Annotated in this window: 12 protein-coding genes; 4 read left to right on the top strand and 8 right to left on the bottom strand. The window is 34.6% G+C overall.

Going from position 1 to position 17484, the window contains the following annotated elements; genetic code table 11:
• Window positions 1–52: 52 nt before the first annotated feature.
• The 3 genes from BM203_RS04830 to BM203_RS04820 form a co-directional block, all read right to left on the bottom strand.
• Window positions 53–1486 (bottom strand): glycoside hydrolase family 1 protein, encoded by a 1434-nt coding sequence (locus BM203_RS04830; protein ID WP_090093193.1) that lies wholly within the window; start codon window positions 1484–1486, stop codon window positions 53–55.
• Window positions 1479–2762: a PTS sugar transporter subunit IIC gene (locus BM203_RS04825; RefSeq protein ID WP_090093191.1), complete on the bottom strand. Its 1284-nt coding sequence runs from the start codon at window positions 2760–2762 to the stop codon at window positions 1479–1481. Before BM203_RS04825 ends, BM203_RS04830 begins: the two co-directional genes overlap by 8 nt.
• Window positions 2763–2926: 164 nt before the next feature.
• Window positions 2927–3937 (bottom strand): AraC family transcriptional regulator, encoded by a 1011-nt coding sequence (locus tag BM203_RS04820; protein ID WP_090093190.1) that lies wholly within the window; start codon window positions 3935–3937, stop codon window positions 2927–2929.
• A gap of 178 nt (window positions 3938–4115) precedes the next feature.
• Between BM203_RS04820 and BM203_RS04815 the strand changes: the two genes are divergently transcribed.
• Genes BM203_RS04815 through pgmB form a run of 3 tightly spaced genes read left to right on the top strand, consistent with a single transcriptional unit; the run spans window position 4116 to window position 9306 of the window.
• A complete protein-coding gene (locus BM203_RS04815; RefSeq protein ID WP_090093189.1) occupies window positions 4116–5819 on the top strand; it encodes a glycoside hydrolase family 3 protein in 1704 nt (567 codons plus the stop codon).
• A gap of 18 nt (window positions 5820–5837) precedes the next feature.
• Window positions 5838–8654 carry an alpha-L-rhamnosidase gene (locus tag BM203_RS04810; protein WP_090093256.1) on the top strand — a complete coding sequence of 939 codons (2817 nt, stop codon included), beginning with the start codon at window positions 5838–5840 and terminating at the stop codon, window positions 8652–8654.
• Window positions 8635–9306 carry a beta-phosphoglucomutase gene (gene pgmB / locus BM203_RS04805; protein WP_090093187.1) on the top strand — a complete coding sequence of 224 codons (672 nt, stop codon included), beginning with the start codon at window positions 8635–8637 and terminating at the stop codon, window positions 9304–9306. The genes BM203_RS04810 and pgmB overlap by 20 nt, the downstream gene beginning before the upstream one ends.
• 125 nt (window positions 9307–9431) lie before the next feature.
• Here the strand turns inward: pgmB and BM203_RS04800 are convergent, their stop codons facing one another.
• The 3 genes from BM203_RS04800 to BM203_RS04790 form a co-directional block, all read right to left on the bottom strand.
• Complete coding sequence (locus BM203_RS04800) at window positions 9432–10511, bottom strand: PTS sugar transporter subunit IIC (protein WP_090093254.1); 1080 nt, start codon at window positions 10509–10511, stop codon at window positions 9432–9434.
• Window positions 10512–10761: 250 nt separating this feature from the next.
• Window positions 10762–12111, bottom strand: a complete 1350-nt coding sequence (locus BM203_RS04795; RefSeq protein ID WP_090093185.1) for a glucose-6-phosphate isomerase — start codon at window positions 12109–12111, stop codon at window positions 10762–10764.
• A 108-nt stretch (window positions 12112–12219) separates the two neighbouring features.
• Window positions 12220–12816 carry a VanZ family protein gene (locus tag BM203_RS04790; protein ID WP_090093184.1) on the bottom strand — a complete coding sequence of 199 codons (597 nt, stop codon included), beginning with the start codon at window positions 12814–12816 and terminating at the stop codon, window positions 12220–12222.
• A 143-nt stretch (window positions 12817–12959) separates the two neighbouring features.
• Between BM203_RS04790 and BM203_RS04785 the strand changes: the two genes are divergently transcribed.
• A complete protein-coding gene (locus tag BM203_RS04785; RefSeq protein ID WP_090093182.1) occupies window positions 12960–15143 on the top strand; it encodes an LTA synthase family protein in 2184 nt (727 codons plus the stop codon).
• 157 nt (window positions 15144–15300) lie between these two features.
• Here BM203_RS04785 and BM203_RS04780 read toward each other — a convergent pair whose 3' ends face one another.
• A complete protein-coding gene (locus BM203_RS04780) occupies window positions 15301–16755 on the bottom strand; it encodes a sensor histidine kinase (RefSeq protein WP_090093180.1) in 1455 nt (484 codons plus the stop codon).
• Window positions 16756–16757: 2 nt separating this feature from the next.
• The gene (locus tag BM203_RS04775; RefSeq protein WP_165777852.1) at window positions 16758–17483 is read right to left on the bottom strand and encodes a response regulator transcription factor; all 726 of its coding nucleotides are present in this window, start codon (window positions 17481–17483) and stop codon (window positions 16758–16760) included.
• Between the last annotated feature and the right edge of the window lies 1 nt (window position 17484).

Here is a 17484-nt window from a genome sequence, read left to right as displayed (position 1 = left end):
TATCTACTTCAGCTGCTGGAACAGCACAGCATAATGGCTTTTTTAGCCATTTTTAAATCTCTTCTTTATCTTCATCAATGTTTAACTTCACAACATTTTGGGCATTAGTTGCAATTACCTTTTGGTAAAAATAATAGCTATCTTTCGGGTAACGTGCCAAATCATTTTCAGTATAATTATCGCGGTCAACGAAAACTAAACCGTAGCGCTTATCCATGCCATCATTCACACTTAATAAATCTAAAAATGACCACGGATTAAAGGAAATAACGTTGACGCCATCTTTAATTGCTTCGCGTAATTCATAAATATGACCATTTAAATATTTAATTCGCTTGGTATCGTGAACCTTACCCTCTTCTAATTCTTCCCGTTCTGGCCAACCACATTCAGTAATAATAATTGGAATATTAGGATAACGGTCGTTAACTTTTTGCAGAGCAAAACGTAATCCAACTGGATCATACGAAAAGTCCCATTCAGAATTCATCAGGCGATCATCTTTTACTTTTTCAACATTCGAAATGACCCCATCAAGCATTTTAGGACTTTGTTCTTGGCTTAGCTTAAAGACTGAAGTTGAATACCAATTCAATCCTAAAAAGTTAGCCTTACCATTTTGTAAAATCTGCTCATCGCCAACCTGCACGTCAAGCTCAATATTACTATCCATCAAATAGCGTTTGTAATATGATGGCAACTCGCCCCGTAGTGCTACATCCATATCAATAAAAGAAATCATATCTTCCATGGATTTACTTTTTAATGCGTTGGTAGACGTATGATCATAAGGAAAATTAGTCATATAAGAAACCGCAGGACCAATTTTGCTTTCAGGATATAATTTATGACATAACGCATAAACTCTAGCTTGAGCCAAAAACATGTAATAATTGGAATTTTCTCCTTTTTGCCGAAGCTGATGCTTATCTGAATCCGTTATGCCATTCATAGCTGGCACATTAGCAATAAGAGATTGCTCATTAATTGTAAGCCAGTACTTAACACGGTCACCAAATAATTCTAGAACTGTTTTGGCATAACAATAATAATCAAAAATTGCCCGTCTATTTGACCAACCCCCATATTCCTTAATTATGCCAACTGGACAATCAAAATGAAATAAAGTCACTATCGGTTCAATATTATTTTCAACTAAAAGGTTAATTAATTTATTATAAAAAGCAATTCCCTTTTGATTAGGCTCTTGATCATTGCCATTGGGAAAAATCCGTGCCCATGAAATGGAAAACCGATAGCTCTTAAGACCGAGTTTTGCCATTAATGCCACATCTTCTTCAACGTGATGATAATGATCCACACCGGGTGAAGTATTCAAATACCTGCTTTTTTGTGAACGAAGATCGGCAACTGTTAGTCCCTTGCCATCCTCATTAGCAGCTCCTTCTACTTGAAAGGCAGATGTGCTAGCACCCCACAAAAAATCTTGTGGAAAATCTTCTTTTAAATGAAACTGATTAGTCATTCTTGCTATTTTCCTCCTCTAAAGCCTGCTTGTCGGCTACTCTAAAGAATGGGAGATAAATGACAAACATTAAGGCAAAATTGATTAGCCAAACGACAGCACCTTGCCAGCCCATAATCATTGCGTCCGCAATTAACTTAGGCATTGTCCAAGGCATTCCCATTCCAAGACTAGGATTATAGTTTGTAATAAAGCCTATTTTAACAGCTAATAACGCTACTCCACTAGAAACAAAGCTTGATAAAATAAATGGAATAAACATTAATGGGTTTAAAACAATTGGCATTCCAAAAATGATTGGTTCGTTAATATTAAAGATGTTTGGTAAAGCTGAAACTTTGAAAAACTCTTTATACCGCTTAGATTTACCAAAGATTAAGGCAATTAATACTAAACTTAAAGTAGCGCCAGCTGCATCATTATTTGAAAAGGCAAACACAACTAAGTTACTCAAAAATGGAATTGTCTTTCCTACTTGATAAGCGGGGGTGCTACTAACCATCATTGAGATCACAATCGGAATAATGACAGATTGAATAGCTGCTGGATGAATACCAAAAGTAAACAGTACATTTGATAAAACCATAATTAAAATTAGAGTAATTGGCGAACCGCCGACATGCATTAAAGGTGCCGTGATTAATTTATTAATAAAATCAAAAACGTTTCCAAAAGATGAATAATCAAAAATTGCTCTAATAATAAATACAATAGTAAATATAATAATTCCAATAATTAATGGTTCAATTGACGAACTAACCATACTTGGGACTGAATCAGGTAATTTTATAGTTAGTTTTTTATTTCTATACAGCTTAACGTATAACACGCCAATAAATATTGATAATAAAATTGCTACAATAATTCCTTGGCTACCCAAGTAAGTAATTTGAAAAGCATTGATTGGTTTCTTCCCCGGCAATGTTTGTGGCATTAAGATAAAGAAACTTGCTAAACTAAATAACCCTCCAACTGTACCATTTGCTTCACATTTTTGTGCATAGCTATATGCTATAGTAAAAGCAATAAACATTGCCAGAATATTCATAGTACCATTAACAATTGATGTCATTGACGGTGTAATACCTACTTTAGCAAACCAGTCTGCCACTGACTTAATAGGAAAACTAGCAAAAATTGAAAAAACAGATGCTCCAATTGTTACTGGTAAAGTCATGATCATACCCGAAGAAATACTTTGTAAGACTTTATTCTGTCCTAATTTATTTGAAAATGGAACTAGATATTTTTCTAGCCATGCTTGAAAAGTTTTCATTCCTATACTCCTTATTCATTAATATCTTTCATTTTTAATTAAAGTATATTAGTCGAAATATAGAAATGCCATATTCAAAAAACAGAGAAACTATATCCATTTCCCAGTTTTTAATGAATAACAAAAAATAAAAATGACCGGTAGTCACATTACTAGTCATATTTTTAACTATTTTTTTGACGGTATTCAGCTGGTGAAATTCCAAAATACTTTTTGAAAATTTTATAAAAATACGAAGGATTTTCGTAACCTACCCTAGTAGCAATCCTTTCAATTGGCGCTGTCGTATAAGTTAGATATTCAGCTGCAACATTTATTCGTTGTAAATGCACTAATTGGATAAAGGTCTTACCAGTATGCTTTTTTAGATAGTCAGATAAATAATTGGGATTAAAGCCAAAGTGGGTGGCCATCTTTTGCAATGTAATGTTATTGTAGTGTTTTTCAATATATAAAAGAAGTGATAGTAAGTTATTGTTTTTCTTGCGAAAATCCTTCACCTTAATTTCAGCGTTAGCTGCCTGCCTAATTAATAGCGAAAATAACATTAACATTTCCAACCGAATCAACTGATCGGACTGGATATCAGGGTGATAGTATTCTGAAATAATATCATAGATTAAATTAGTAATTTTAACATCATGGCTAACTTCAAACAGACTATAACGACCCTCACCATATTCCTCATTGGATAAAAGTGAAAATAAGATATTAGAAATGTTAGAGCCATTTTCGCGATGATTTAAATAGTCAAGTTCGTTTAAAGAAAAAGCTGAACTTCGTAATGCAATATTAACAACCACTCCTCTTTTGCTAATTGGCTTAACTTTATGAATAGTTCTGTTTCCCATAAAAATCAAGTTATTTTGTTTAACTTTAATTTCGGAATGCCCTAAAACCACCACACAGTCTTCAATTAGTGGAATCATTATTTCCACATAATCATGAATATGATATGGAATAAAAGAATTAGTCGGTTGTACTGCAATCGAAATAGAACTGCTGTTAAGTGTTAAATCATCCGAATAGGTATCAAAGAAACGGTAGATTGGTTCGTTCTCGATTTGTCCAACTTTTTTTGTCAGATTACCGTTTTTTTCAACCGTAGAAAGAACATCTGACCAATTTCGGGATGAATTATTTTTTCGTAATAGGCGCAATACTTCTTCTTTCAAAATGCTTACTCTTTCTTTCGTTGGTAGTGTACAGTTTATTTAAACTTTAATCTCTGTTTCAAAATAAAATCTGTGAAATCAACACAATATTTATGATTTTTGGCAATAGCAGAACTGCTAACACTAGATTAGAATAAATCTTAAATCAATTTATATTTATAGCACATGGAGGAAAAAGATGATAGACCTATCTAAAAAGCCCTATAACTTGTCTGCTACACAAATTAACTTTGTTAAGCAAAAAGTGGCAAGTATGTCAACCGAAGCCAAAATCGGTCAACTTTTCTTTGTCATTGGTGAAGATGAAGACAACACAGACTTAGCTGCATTTGTAAAAAAATATCAACCTGGCGGAATTATGTACCGTCCTGATGATGCTAAAAAATTACAGCATGAAATAGCAACTTCACAAAAAGCAAGTGACATTCCACTTTTAATTGCAGCTAATCTTGAAGCCGGCGGTAATGGACTTGTAAATGGTGGTACATGGTTTGGCCGCCCATTGCAGATTGCGGCAACCGATGATACTAAAAACGCTTATAACTTAGGCGAAGTTTCTGGTTACGAAGCAAAGCAGGTTGGGGGCAACATGTCATTTGCTCCAATTGTTGATCTTGACCAAAACTTCCGTAATCCAATTATGAACGTTCGCACATATGGTAGTAATAAAGAACGAGTAATTAGAATGTCAGATGCTCAAATTGCCGGACTAAATGCTAACCACGTTATTCCTGTTGCTAAACACTTCCCTGGTGATGGTGTCGATGAACGTGACCAGCACTTGTTAAGTTCGATTAATTCACTTTCCGCTGACGATTGGATGCAGTCTTACGGAGAAATTTATCACCACTTAATTGATAATGGTTTACCAAGTATCATGATTGCTCATATTATGCAACCAGCTTGGGAACGCCGACTTGAGCCAGGAATTGAAGATAAAGACTTAAGACCAGCATCAACTTCTAAGCTTTTAATTAACGGCTTACTTCGGAAAGTTTTGAACTTCAACGGCTTAACGATTACTGATGCAACGCCAATGATTGGTTATAATGCAATAATGAAACGTTCAGAAGCTTTACCAGCAACAATCAATGCTGGTATTGACATGATTCTCTTTAACAAAGACATTGACGAAGATTATCAATTTATTACCGCTGCCGTTACTGATGGCACTATTCCGATGGCCCGCATTGATGAAGCAGTAACAAGAATAATTGCAACTAAGGTTGCCCAAGGCGTAATGAATACTGCGGGCGAGCTTTGTGAACCTGCAACAAGTAATTTCGACTTAAAATTAGCAGAACATGAAAAGCTCGCGGCTAAGGTTGCTAAAGAATCAATCACTCTGGTTAAGGACCGTGACCAATTATTGCCACTAACGCCAAAGAAATACCCCCGAGTTCGTCTTGTCGTTTTAGGTGATACTGATGATGGTGGCTTTAAAGAAGGCGGTAAAGTAACTACTAAATTTAAAGAAAAACTTGAAGAAAAAGGATTCCAAGTCACTGTTTTTGATCGAAAACGCCTAGATTTCCAAGAAGTTTTTGAAGGTGGCGTTCAATTTGAAAAAGATCGCTTTGACCTTGCCTTTTATGTAGCTAACATTGAAACGGCAAGTAACCAGACTACCACTAGACTAGATTGGATTCACTTGATGGCTGCTGATGCACCATGGTTCATGAAGGATATCCCAACTGTCTTTGTTTCTACTTGCAACCCATACCACCTCTTTGATATTCCGATGGTTTCAACTTACATTAATACTTATACAGGCAATGAAGTTACGATTGATGCCTTACTGAAAAAAATGATGGGTCAAGAAGAATTTCTTGGTAAAAATCCAGTAGATCCTTTCTGTGGTCGCTTCGATACCCGTCTATAGAAAGAGAGCAGAATAATGATTGAAATTAATCAGATTACAATTAATCATATGACTGAGCCCATTGGCTATGACTTAGATAATCATTTACGGGTTGCCTTTAATCTTACAAATTCCGCCGCTATACAGGACACAAAAAAAAGAATCGTAGTTAAAGCAGATAAAGAAATTTACGATTCAAACTGGCAAGTTTACAAAAATAACTTTTTTGATTTTGCGCTTAACTTGCAGCCGAGAACCCGTTACGAATTAACCATTTATGTTAAAAACGCTACCGATGAAAGTAGTAAGAGTAGTTTTTTTGAAACCGGTAAAATGGCTGAGCCGTTTACCGCTAGTTGGATTGGCAATAATGATAAAGATATTCAAAACACCTTGCTTGCCAAAAAATTCACACTGATAAAGCCGGTAAAAAGCGCTCGTCTCTACATGACCGGTTTGGGCGTATATGAAGCCTATTTAAATAATGAAAAGGTCGGCAATGAATTACTAGCCCCGGGCACTACCGCATACGATCAATTAATCCAAGTTCAAACTTATGACGTAACTAAACCACTTCAAAAGTCAGCTAATCAAGAATTACTAATTTCACTTGGTGATGGTTGGTATAAAGGTAACTTTGGTTTTGACGGCGGACAAGACAATATCTATGGTAATCGCCAAATGGCGATTGCCGAACTACATGTTCAATACACTGATAATTCAACGGAAATTATTTTAAGTGATGCTTCCTGGAAAACTACTTCAGGTAAAATCACTAAGTCGGCTATCTATTACGGTGAAGATTATGATGATACTCATGTAATAACTAACTGGCAGCCAGTAACCGTGCTCGATCACTCTAAGAAAATTCTACACGATCGTTTAAGTTTGCCTCTTACAATCAATGAGTATCTTCCCGTGAAAGAAATAATTAAGACACCAGCTGGTGAAACGGTCTTAGATTTCGGCCAAAATCATGCCGGATGGCCAGAATTCTTTAACCGTGAAAATACTGGTACTACCCTTAAATTGGAAGTTGGTGAAATTCTGCAAAATGGTAATTTTTACCGTGATAATTTAAGGGAAGCCCGAGCAGCATTCTATTATACTTCCAATGGTGAACAAAAATGGGTGCGTCCCCACTTCACTTATTATGGCTACCGCTATGTCAAAGTTACTGGCAATACTAAACCACTAACTAAGGCAGATTTTAGATCAGCAGTAATCTATTCAAATATGAAAACTACCGGTGCCATTAAGACAGATAATCCAAAAGTTAACCGCCTGTTAGCTAACGTAATGTGGAGTCAAAAAAGTAATTTCTTTGACGTGCCAACAGATTGTCCGCAACGTGATGAACGTCTTGGGTGGTCTGGTGATGCAGACATTTTTTCAAGTACAGCCGTTTTAAATATGGATACTTATGCCTTTTTCAAAAAATATGCTAAAGACATGTTAATTGAACAAAAACAGCACACTGGAATGCTTACCATGTATGCCCCAGCAATGGGTAATGACAGTGGCGGGGCCGCTATTTGGGGTGATGCTGCGACTGTCATTCCATGGACAGTTTATGAGGCATACGGTGATCCCGCAATCTTAAGGCAAAATTATCCTAGTATGAAGGCTTGGGTTGACTGGATTAGCCAATCTACCTCAACCCCAAATCTTTGGACAGGTTGCTTCCAATTTGGTGATTGGCTATCACTTGATGGTGAAAATCCAGCAATGCCTACTGGTAAAACTGATGAAGACTTCATTGCCTCCATTTACTATTACTACTCAAGCTCAATCGTTGCTGCCAGCGCAAAAGTCTTAGGTCAGCAAGAAGATGCTCACCAATATGCTGAACAAGCTAAAGCTATTAAACAAGCTATTAGAGCTGAATATATCACGCAAAATGGCCGCCTAGCAATTGACACCCAAACGGCTTATGCATTGGCACTACGCTTTGGGCTAATTCCCGAAGAGCAGAAAAAGCGTGTCGTAAAAGATTTAGTAACGCGCCTTGGTAAAGATAATAATCATCTAAAGACTGGTTTTGTTGGTACCCCGTTGATTTGTCAAGTATTGTCAGAAAACGGTGAGCATAAACTAGCCATGCAAATTTTTCTAAACGAAGATTTCCCAAGTTGGCTTTATGCCGTTAACCTTGGCGCTACTACCATCTGGGAACGTTGGAACTCCGTTTTGCCTGATGGTTCAATGAATCCTGAAGGAATGAATTCATTAAATCATTACTCAATCGGCGCAATCATGCAGTGGGTTTATCAACAAGTTCTTGGGCTCCATCAACAAGAAAATGGCTACCAAAAAGTTGAATTTGCACCACAATTTGATTATCGGCTTAAGCAGGTTCAAGGTCATTATGAAAGTTCATATGGTGATCTCCAAATTGAATATCAACTTGAAAAAGACGAAAAACATACAATTGAAATTAACTTGACTATTCCATTTGGACAAACAGTAACGGTGAAACTGCCTCGAACTAACGGACAAGTGCAAGTAAACGGTGTCAATAAAGAATTGCCACTAACTCTTAATGGCGGAAAATACACTATTAGCTACCAACCAGTAACTAGTTACATTGAATATTACAATTTGGCAATGCCAGTTAAGCAAATTATGACTGACCCAGAATTAGTGAAAAATTTAGCACCAATCAATAACGTATTTAATTTTTTGCAAGATTCTAAGAATCTGGAGACTTTTGGTGGTAGTTCTTTAACCGAGCTGAACGTAATGCTCCCATTTATCAATATTTCAGATAATGATTTTACAAAAATCAAAGAAATCATGGTACAAACACCATTAGCAAGTGAAAGGAAGTTCTTAAATGAAAGGCATACTGTTTGATCTTGACGGCGTAATTGCCGATACAGCCGTTTATCACTTTCAGGCATGGCGCAAATTAATTAAAAATCACTTTAACCGCGAATTGCCTGCTGCCTTGGAAAAGCAAACCAAAGGAGTTAGTCGCAATGATTCTTTAACCGCGATTTTAAACTATCTGGATATTAAAGTTAGTGCTGCGGATTTTCAAGAAATGACTAACGAAAAAAATAAAATCTTTCGCGAATTACTTGCCAGCTTAACACCGCAAAATATTCTGCCAGGGATATCTGATTTAATCACCCAATTTAAAGAACATGATGTCAAGCTTTCATTAGCCTCAGCCAGTCTTAATGGGCCTTATATTTTAGAAAAACTGCAATTAAATTCCGCTTTTGATGCAATTGCGGATCCCAGCAAAGTAATGGCAGGAAAACCGGCCCCAGATATTTTCCTAGCTGCTGCATCTGCTATCAATGTCGAGCTCCAAGATTGTGTGGGAATTGAAGACTCAATTGCTGGTATTAAAGCAATAAATAGTGCAAGTGCATTTTCTGTTGGCGTTGGTGCCAAAAATGAGCTGGGAGAAGCAAAACTGCTATTTCCAAATACTTCTTATTTAAATTATCAGCAAATCGTTCAAGCTTGGCAAAACTTTAACCAAAATTCAAACTGAACCTACAACTTTTAACTTAAAACTTGAATTTTTCAATTACTTTATAATTAAATAACAAAAATACTCCTAAGTTACAAGTATAGTAACTTAAGAGTATTTTTTGTATAGGTTTGTATTTATTAATTCTATTCACCCAAATAGGCAAATACGACTTTTTCATCATAAAGATGAAATACTTTTTCAAAAACGAACCGACAAATAATCGCTACAAGTGCCGGTATAATAAGCCAACAAATCATTACCATGACTGCATTTATACTGGCTTTACCCGCATTCATTGAGGCAAGCGGACCGACCAGACCAACCAAGCCAAAACCCGCTGATGCTGGAGTACCATTAATTTGAAATAGAGCAACGGGAATAGCAGAAATAATTGCAGTAATTAACGTTGGTACTAAAATAATTGGGTGTCTAAATAAATTGGGCATCATCATCTTCATTGCTCCTAGCGCAACCGCTATAGTAATACCTGACTTATTAGTACGCCAAGAATGAACTACTAAAACGATAGTTGTTGCAGCTACCCCCATAGCAGCAGCTCCTGCCGACATCCCATTGAGCTGAATTGCCATTCCAATTGCTACAGTTGAAATAGGAGAAATAATTAAAACTGAAAACATACAAGCAATCAAAATGCACATTAAAAGTGGTTGTAAATTTGTAAAGGAATTAATGACCGAACCAAGCCAAGTGGTGATTTTACTGACATAAGGCAAGATTAATAAGCCAAGCCAGCTTACACCACCGCCAATCAAAATTGGGGCAGCAACAATTTTTACAGAACCCATTCGCTCACCCACAAGTAACAGCAGGGCTACCGCTAGGCTAGCAGTAATCATTGTATTAATTAAATCACCTGTGCCAGCAGTAATTAGAGCTCCTGAAGCTTTGGTAGCAGGATTAACAATTTGCGGTACAAATTTAGTTACACCAGAACCAACATAGGCTGCTCCAGCAACAATAGCAACATCTAAAGGAGCCAGTTTAAACTGAATCGCAATTAAAGCACCAATTAAAAGTGGTGTTGCACATTGAAAAATCAACAATGCCTGATTAATTCCTATCGTAATTGTATTTTGCCCAAATAATTTTAAAATAGCGTTAACCACTGCATTAGGAATTAAACCAACAATAATTCCAGTTGCCGTTCCAGCTAAGACATTATTAAAAAAAGTTTTAGCAGATAAATTATTATTTTTGCTCATACTATTCATCTGAGTACTCCTTCGCATATAAATTATCTATCAAATTCACATCAACTGACAAACAAAGTTACTTTTAATTTTTCTCATTTTATTACTCCTTTAAAATTATTATTTAGTATTTTATCATGATAAATTAAAAAGTCTATAATATTATTAAAAAATATTTAATTAAATTTATAATAATATCATATAAATACCCTCCAAGTTTTCAACTTGGAGGGTATCACTTTATATAAAATATTTGATTAAATTACTTTTCTGCGTTAAAACGTACAGTTAAATCATCATGTAATTCTTCATAACCTGGCTTGTTTAATAAGCCAAACATGTTTCGCTTGTATGCTTCAACCCCAGGTTGACTGAATGGATTAATACCATTTAAATAACCTGAAATTGCAATCGCTAATTCAAAGAAGTAAATAAGGTAGCCTAATGTGTGTTCAGTTTGATCAGTAATATTAACCGTCATAACCGGTACACCACCATCAGTATGAGCCAAGACCACACCTTCATATGCTCGTTCATTAACATAATTCAAACTCTTACCAGCTAAAAAGTTTAATTGATCTAAATTATTCTCGTCTGAAGGAATCGCAACGTCATTAGTCGGATTTTCGACCCTAATTACCGTTTCAAATAAATTGCGCAATCCTTCTTGAATGTATTGGCCAAGTGAATGCAAATCAGTAGTAAAGTTGGCACTTGCTGGCCAAATTCCTTTATTATCTTTACCTTCCGATTCACCCATTAATTGCTTACACCACTCGCTAAACATTCTTAAACTGGGTTCATAATTCTCAACAATTTCTGTGGTATAACCTTTACGATATAAAATATTACGTAAAGCCGCATATTGGTAAGGACTATCCTTAGTCAAATCGGTATCTTGATAAGCACTTTTTGCATCAGCTGCGCCTTGCATTAATTGATCAATATCAGCACCTGAAACTGCAATTGGCAATAATCCAACAGCTGATAAAACACTAAAACGACCACCAATGTCATCTGGAACAACAAATTCCTCATAGCCTTCAGCATCAGCTTCTGTTTTTAATGCCCCTTTAGCACGATCAGTTGTAGCAAAAATTCGTTTAGTTGCTTCTTCTTTACCATACTTAGCAATTAACTTTTCTTTAAAAATTCTAAAGGCAACTGCAGGTTCAGTAGTAGTACCTGACTTAGAGATTACATTAATACTAAAGTCTTTGTCACCAAGCCAAGCAATTAAATCGTGTAAATATGAGCCTGAAAGTGAATTACCACAAAAAACCACAGTTGGGTATTTTTCTTTACCCTTACCATAAAAAGCGCTATTTAAAAATTCAATCGCTGCTTGAGCGCCAAGGTATGAGCCACCAATACCTATACAAATTAAAACTTCAGAGTTGTTTTGAATTCTTTGCGCCGCTTGCTTAATTCGATCAAATTCATCTTTATCGTAGTCAACTGGTAAATTAACCCAACCTAAAAAGTCGCTTCCTGCACCAGTGCCTTCTTGTAATTGCTTGTTAGCTGCATCGACCATCGCCTGCATTTCATTTAGTTCGTTGTCATGAACAAAAGGTGTTAACTTTGTACTGTCAAATTTAACTATACTCATATTAAATACGCTTCCCTTACTGATTTAAATATCTATTTCACAAGAATATTTTAGCAATCTTATTTTATAAATACCAGTTCTTTTTAATAGTTTTATAGTTTTGATTAATTAGATAAATAACCAGTAAATCAAATACCCAATTGCTGCACCACAACTATTGAAAAATACGTCATCAATATCACTAATACCTGTTCCAAGCAAAAATTGTAAGCTTTCGATAGCAATTGATAGAGTAATTCCTAATAAAAAAATTTGCCTAAAAGTTTGTTTTTTTCTAAATATAATCGGCGCTAAAAATCCAAATGGAATAAAACAAAATATATTTCCCAAAAAATTATAAATAAAATCAATATGACTTTTGGCATATATCAATTTCCATGTTTCGCGTAAAAAGATCAGATTAATATCACTTAGTGGCCGCCTAAGGTTGAATTTTATTTCCCAGGGAAAATAAGTCTTCCGAAATGTTGTTAACATTAATAATAAGATAATATAAAAGGCAAATAACCATATAGCAACTTCAACTTTTATTGATCTCAGATTGCCAAACAACTTGAGCCATAATAAGCGGATGATAACAAAGAGCAAAAAATAAAAAATAGTCTTATCAAGTGCTACCATGGTAAGCTTAATCAGTGCAAAATGATTTATTTTCATTGCAAAATAATGAACTAATGTGCTGTATAACGGTCCTAAAAAAATCATGTCTCAGTCAATTCCTAAAATTATATTTAATTAAATTATACTCAAATTAGAACAAATAATTCTTAAAAAAGAACTTAACAATGCAGAAAAGATTGTCTAAAAGGGGAGAAACTTTTAAAATAACTAATTAAGGAGAATTAAATTTGAAAAAAAAGTATTTAATCAATTTTATCCAAAAGCGTACTGGCTTTTTTTGCTTACTAATAATTTTATATACCCTAAAATATATCTTTGCCATTTATCATGACTTTAATTTGGGGCTTGCTGACCCTTATCAACACGTCATCATGTGGCTCAGTCCTATTGGTACTGCAATTATTTTAATTAATATTGGTTTTTACTTTTCTAAACCGATTATGTCTTATTGCATGATGCTTCTAATGGATTTTGCTAATACTGGCTTGCTTTTTGCCAATATTTTAAATTATCGCCAGTTTTCAGATTTTATTACCGTCAAAACTATCATTAATTCTGGAAAAGTTGCCCCAGGTTTAGGAAAAAGTGCAGTAGCACTACTGGAACCAACAGATTTACTACTCTGGTTAGACTTAATTATAGTTATTCTTTTACTAGTAATGCGTAAAATTAAAATTGACCAAAAGTCTTACGACTTGCTCACACCTTTTACCATTACTAGTTTAGGCGCGTTAATCTTAGTCCTAAATATCTTCTTAGCAGAATCATCACGTCCTCGTCTTCTAAGAACCACTTTTGATCGTTCTTACATTGTTAAATATTTAGGAATTGATACTTTCACCGTTTATGATGGTATTAAAAATGAGCAAACCGAACAAGTTAATCGTAATGCAAATACTTCTGACTTAAATAAAATAATTTCTTTTACTAAGAAAAATCAATTGCCTAAAAGCAATCTATATTTTGGCAAAGAAAAAAATAAAAATGTGATTGTAATTCACCTAGAAAGTTTTCAACAATTCTTAATTGATTTAAAAATTAATGGCAAAGAAGTCACGCCCTTTCTTAATTCAATTTATCATAATCGGCATACACTTAGTTTTAATAATTTTTATCATCAGGTTGGAATTGGTCGAACTAGTGATGCAGAAAACATGTTGGAAACAAGCACTTATGGTATTTCTGATGGTTCTCTATTCACAGCATTAGGCAGTTCAAATACATTCCAAGCTGCACCCCAAATTTTACGGCAAAATGGCCAATATACTTCTGCCGTTTTTCACGGTAATGTTGGCTCATTTTGGAACCGTGATGATGTATACAAAAACATGGGCTACAACTACTTTTTTGATCAAAATTATTTTAGTCATGAAAAAAATGACCATATTGGTTATGGTATTAAAGATAAAGTCATGTTTGCTGAAAGCATAAAGTATCTTGAGCGGATGCAACAGCCCTTTTATACAAAATTCATTACCGTAACCAACCACACGCCTTTTGAAATGGATGATGAAGATTTAGATCCTACTTTCAAAACTGTTCAAACTAGTGATAAATCAATTAATAATTATTTTGAAACTGCCCATTATCTGGACCAAGCTGTACGTGAATTTTTTAATTATCTTAAAAAATCAGGTTTAATCGATAAAACAATGGTGGTAATCTACGGCGATCACTATGGTCTTACCAATTCTGAAAATGAAATTCTTGCCCCGATAATTGGTGAAAGTTCTGATACTTGGAATAACTATAATAACGTGCAAATGCAACGAGTACCGTTTATGATTCATGCAACAAATTTAAAAGGAGGCATACATAACAAAGTGGCTGGTGAAATTGATGTACTACCTACTTTGCTTCATTTATTAGGTATTTCGAATCATGATTACCTTCAATTTGGTAGCGACCTCCTAGCACCAGGTTATAAGCCATGGATTGTATTTCGCAACGGTACAATTATTAGCCAAAAATATATTATTTTAGGTGGTAAAGGAATTAAAGGATCTGTTTATGAGCGAGCAACTGGAAAGCAAATAATTAATTTTACTAATCAAGAAAAATCAGAAATTGCGCTACTAACTAAAAAAAGTAAAAATTCATTGAAATACTCTGATTTACTAAACAACCATAACCTATTGCGCTTTTATACTCCTAATGGGTTTAAGCCAGTTGAAGTTAATAATTTTAACTACCTAACTAATTTTCAACAAATGGAAGGACTACTTGAAATACTAGGAACTAAATCTACTGCCTTAATTACTAAAAAGCATAAAACTACTACTAATTTATATGAAACAGATGCCCCTGAACTTAAAGAGCGACAAGCAGAAATTTCACAGGTGCCAGAATCTGTAAGTGGCAATCATCTAACCGAGAAAAATAGTAAATCAAATAAATACTATAAAAAGTAATTATTACTTAGTACCACTTAAACAAGTTAATCGCACCAAAATAAAAAACTGTTAATTACGTTTTAATATCTTCTGAAACTAAATAGATTCAGAACTTAGGCTTATTTAAACGTCAATTAACAGTTTTTTTCTTCAATTTTTTAAATAATTTTTGCAATCACTTAATTGTAATATATTGTTCATATCCTTTATCAAAAATAGTGACTGTAAAGCATGTCCCCTCGTGCGGCTTAGACTTAACACTTATTTTCCCACCGTGTTGTTTAATCAATGATAAAACAATCGACAAACCAAGTCCTGATTCACCAATTCCTAGACGAGCACGGGAAGGATCAGCTTTAAAGAAACGCTCAAAAATGTACTTCATCTGCTCATCGTTCATTCCAATACCATTATCTTTAACAATTATCTGCGTTGCATGCTGGATACGGTACCCTTTAATCAAAATTTTGCCCTGATGGGTAAATTGAATTGCATTTTGGACTAAATTCATCATTATCTGTCGAAATCTATCTTGATCAGCAAAAATTGGCAAATCCGTAGGGACAATAATTTTGATTTCATCTTTTTCTTTTTTAACATTTTGTTTTAATTCATCAGCAACTTCTTGCAAAAGTGGCTGTACATTAAAGTTTACTTTGGCTAAACTAATTTGATTATTTCTAATTTTTTCAAAATCTAAATTCTCATTAACTAGACGTATCAAGCGTTCAGTTTCACGACGCATGAGCGCAATTGATTTAGAGCGTGATTGTTCAGGAATCGCATTATACTGTAAACCCTCTAAAATACCATTAATCGTCGTAAGCGGTGTTCGCATTTCGTGTGCTGCATCCGCCATAAATTGATCACGCCGTTTTTCTTGACTTTTAATTTCTTCGTTAGACTTCCTAAGCGTTCTAACCATTTGATTAAAATTAGCAGCTAATTGATCAATCTCATCGTTACCATAATAATTAATCTGAACATCAAAATTTCCAGACGCTACTTTTTTGGTTGCTGTCGATAATCGCTTAATCTTACTGGTTGAATAATAAGAAAATACTAGACTTAATAGCAGACCCACACACAGTGCAATGACAAGTGCATTAATTAAATTATGTTTAGCCATCACAATTGGCTGTTCCACACTCTTTATTTTACTTCCAATCCAAATTGCACCAATCATTTTCCCCTTATTCATCCAGGGTTTAAGAATACCAGTATATGCGTTCTTAGTATTACCAACATAAGTATGAGAATCGTTATTATTTTTGATATAAATTTCTTGGCCTTGATTAAGGATGGCACAAACATCTTCTGCCAGATGCAAGTTTTTCTTTTTTTCTGGATATATCTGCTCTCCACGCGCATTAAAAACACGCAAATTGAGATCATCATTATGTAAAACAAACTGTAACTGATCCAAAAATCCAGAATTAAGTATTAGTGTACCATCTGTTTTATCAGTTACAGCTAATGAGCCCAACGATGACGCATAATCTTCCATTCGCTGATAATTTTGAACATAGGATTGATTAGATACGTAATTTATTTCAGAATAACCAATAATGGAAACTATAGTCAAAATAATCAACAAAAAACTAAGCATGTGTTGATATAACAACTTCATATCTAAACCTGTGAATCATCAAATTTGTAGCCAACACCCCAGACAGTCTGAATGACATTAGCTCCAACTTTTTCTAATTTTTGGCGCAATTTTTTAATATGAGCATCAACTGTCCGCTCCTCACCAAAATAATCATAACCCCAAACCAATTCCAGCAACTGCCCACGTGCAAAAACTTGCTTAGGCTTTTGTGCCATTGTAAAAAGTAACGAGAATTCTTTAGGCGTAATATTAGCTACAGCTTGACCATCAAATAAAACCTCACGTCTACTTTTTGAAATTTTCATGTGTGTTGTCTCAATATCAAAAGCCTGATAAAGCTGAGTCGGTTTATTGAGTTTAGGATTATCTTCAATCTTTATCCTACGCAACAATGCCTTTATTCGTGCAATCAAAGCCAACGGACTAAAGGGCTTTGATACATAATCATCTGCACCAACGCCAAGACCTAAAATTTGATCTTCTTCACTATTTCTTGCAGTCAACATAATAATTGGTATACGTGTTGAAATCGCACGAATTTCTTTGGCAACTTGAATACCGTCTTTCTTTGGCAAATTTAAATCCAAAGTAATTAAATCATATTTATTTGGATCTTGCTTAAACTGGTTAACGGCTTGCTCACCATCAAAGGCAACATCAACTTTCCAACCTTCTTTTTCAAAAAACATGCACATCATTTCTGAAAGCGACTTATCGTCTTCAACCATTAAAATTTTCAGTTTCATT

This window comes from Lactobacillus bombicola, assembly GCF_900112665.1.
Taxonomy (GTDB): Bacteria; Bacillota; Bacilli; order Lactobacillales; family Lactobacillaceae; genus Lactobacillus; species Lactobacillus bombicola.
The sequence above is the reverse complement of the archived record's forward strand: the minus strand, read 5'-3'. Positions and strand labels throughout refer to the sequence as shown.

Bases quoted from the DNA above. Each gene is read 5' to 3' on its own strand.
- BM203_RS04830 (WP_090093193.1), bottom strand. From the start codon at position 1,486: ATGACTAATCAGTTTCATTTAAAAGAAGATTTTCCACAAGATTTTTTG.
- BM203_RS04825 (WP_090093191.1), bottom strand. From the start codon at position 2,762: ATGAAAACTTTTCAAGCATGGCTAGAAAAATATCTAGTTCCATTTTCA.
- BM203_RS04815 (WP_090093189.1), top strand. From the start codon at position 4,116: ATGATAGACCTATCTAAAAAGCCCTATAACTTGTCTGCTACACAAATT.
- pgmB (WP_090093187.1), top strand. From the start codon at position 8,635: ATGAAAGGCATACTGTTTGATCTTGACGGCGTAATTGCCGATACAGCC.
- BM203_RS04800 (WP_090093254.1), bottom strand. From the start codon at position 10,511: ATGAGCAAAAATAATAATTTATCTGCTAAAACTTTTTTTAATAATGTC.
- BM203_RS04795 (WP_090093185.1), bottom strand. From the start codon at position 12,111: ATGAGTATAGTTAAATTTGACAGTACAAAGTTAACACCTTTTGTTCAT.
- BM203_RS04790 (WP_090093184.1), bottom strand. From the start codon at position 12,816: ATGATTTTTTTAGGACCGTTATACAGCACATTAGTTCATTATTTTGCA.
- BM203_RS04780 (WP_090093180.1), bottom strand. From the start codon at position 16,755: ATGAAGTTGTTATATCAACACATGCTTAGTTTTTTGTTGATTATTTTG.
- BM203_RS04775 (WP_165777852.1), bottom strand. From the start codon at position 17,483: ATGAAACTGAAAATTTTAATGGTTGAAGACGATAAGTCGCTTTCAGAA.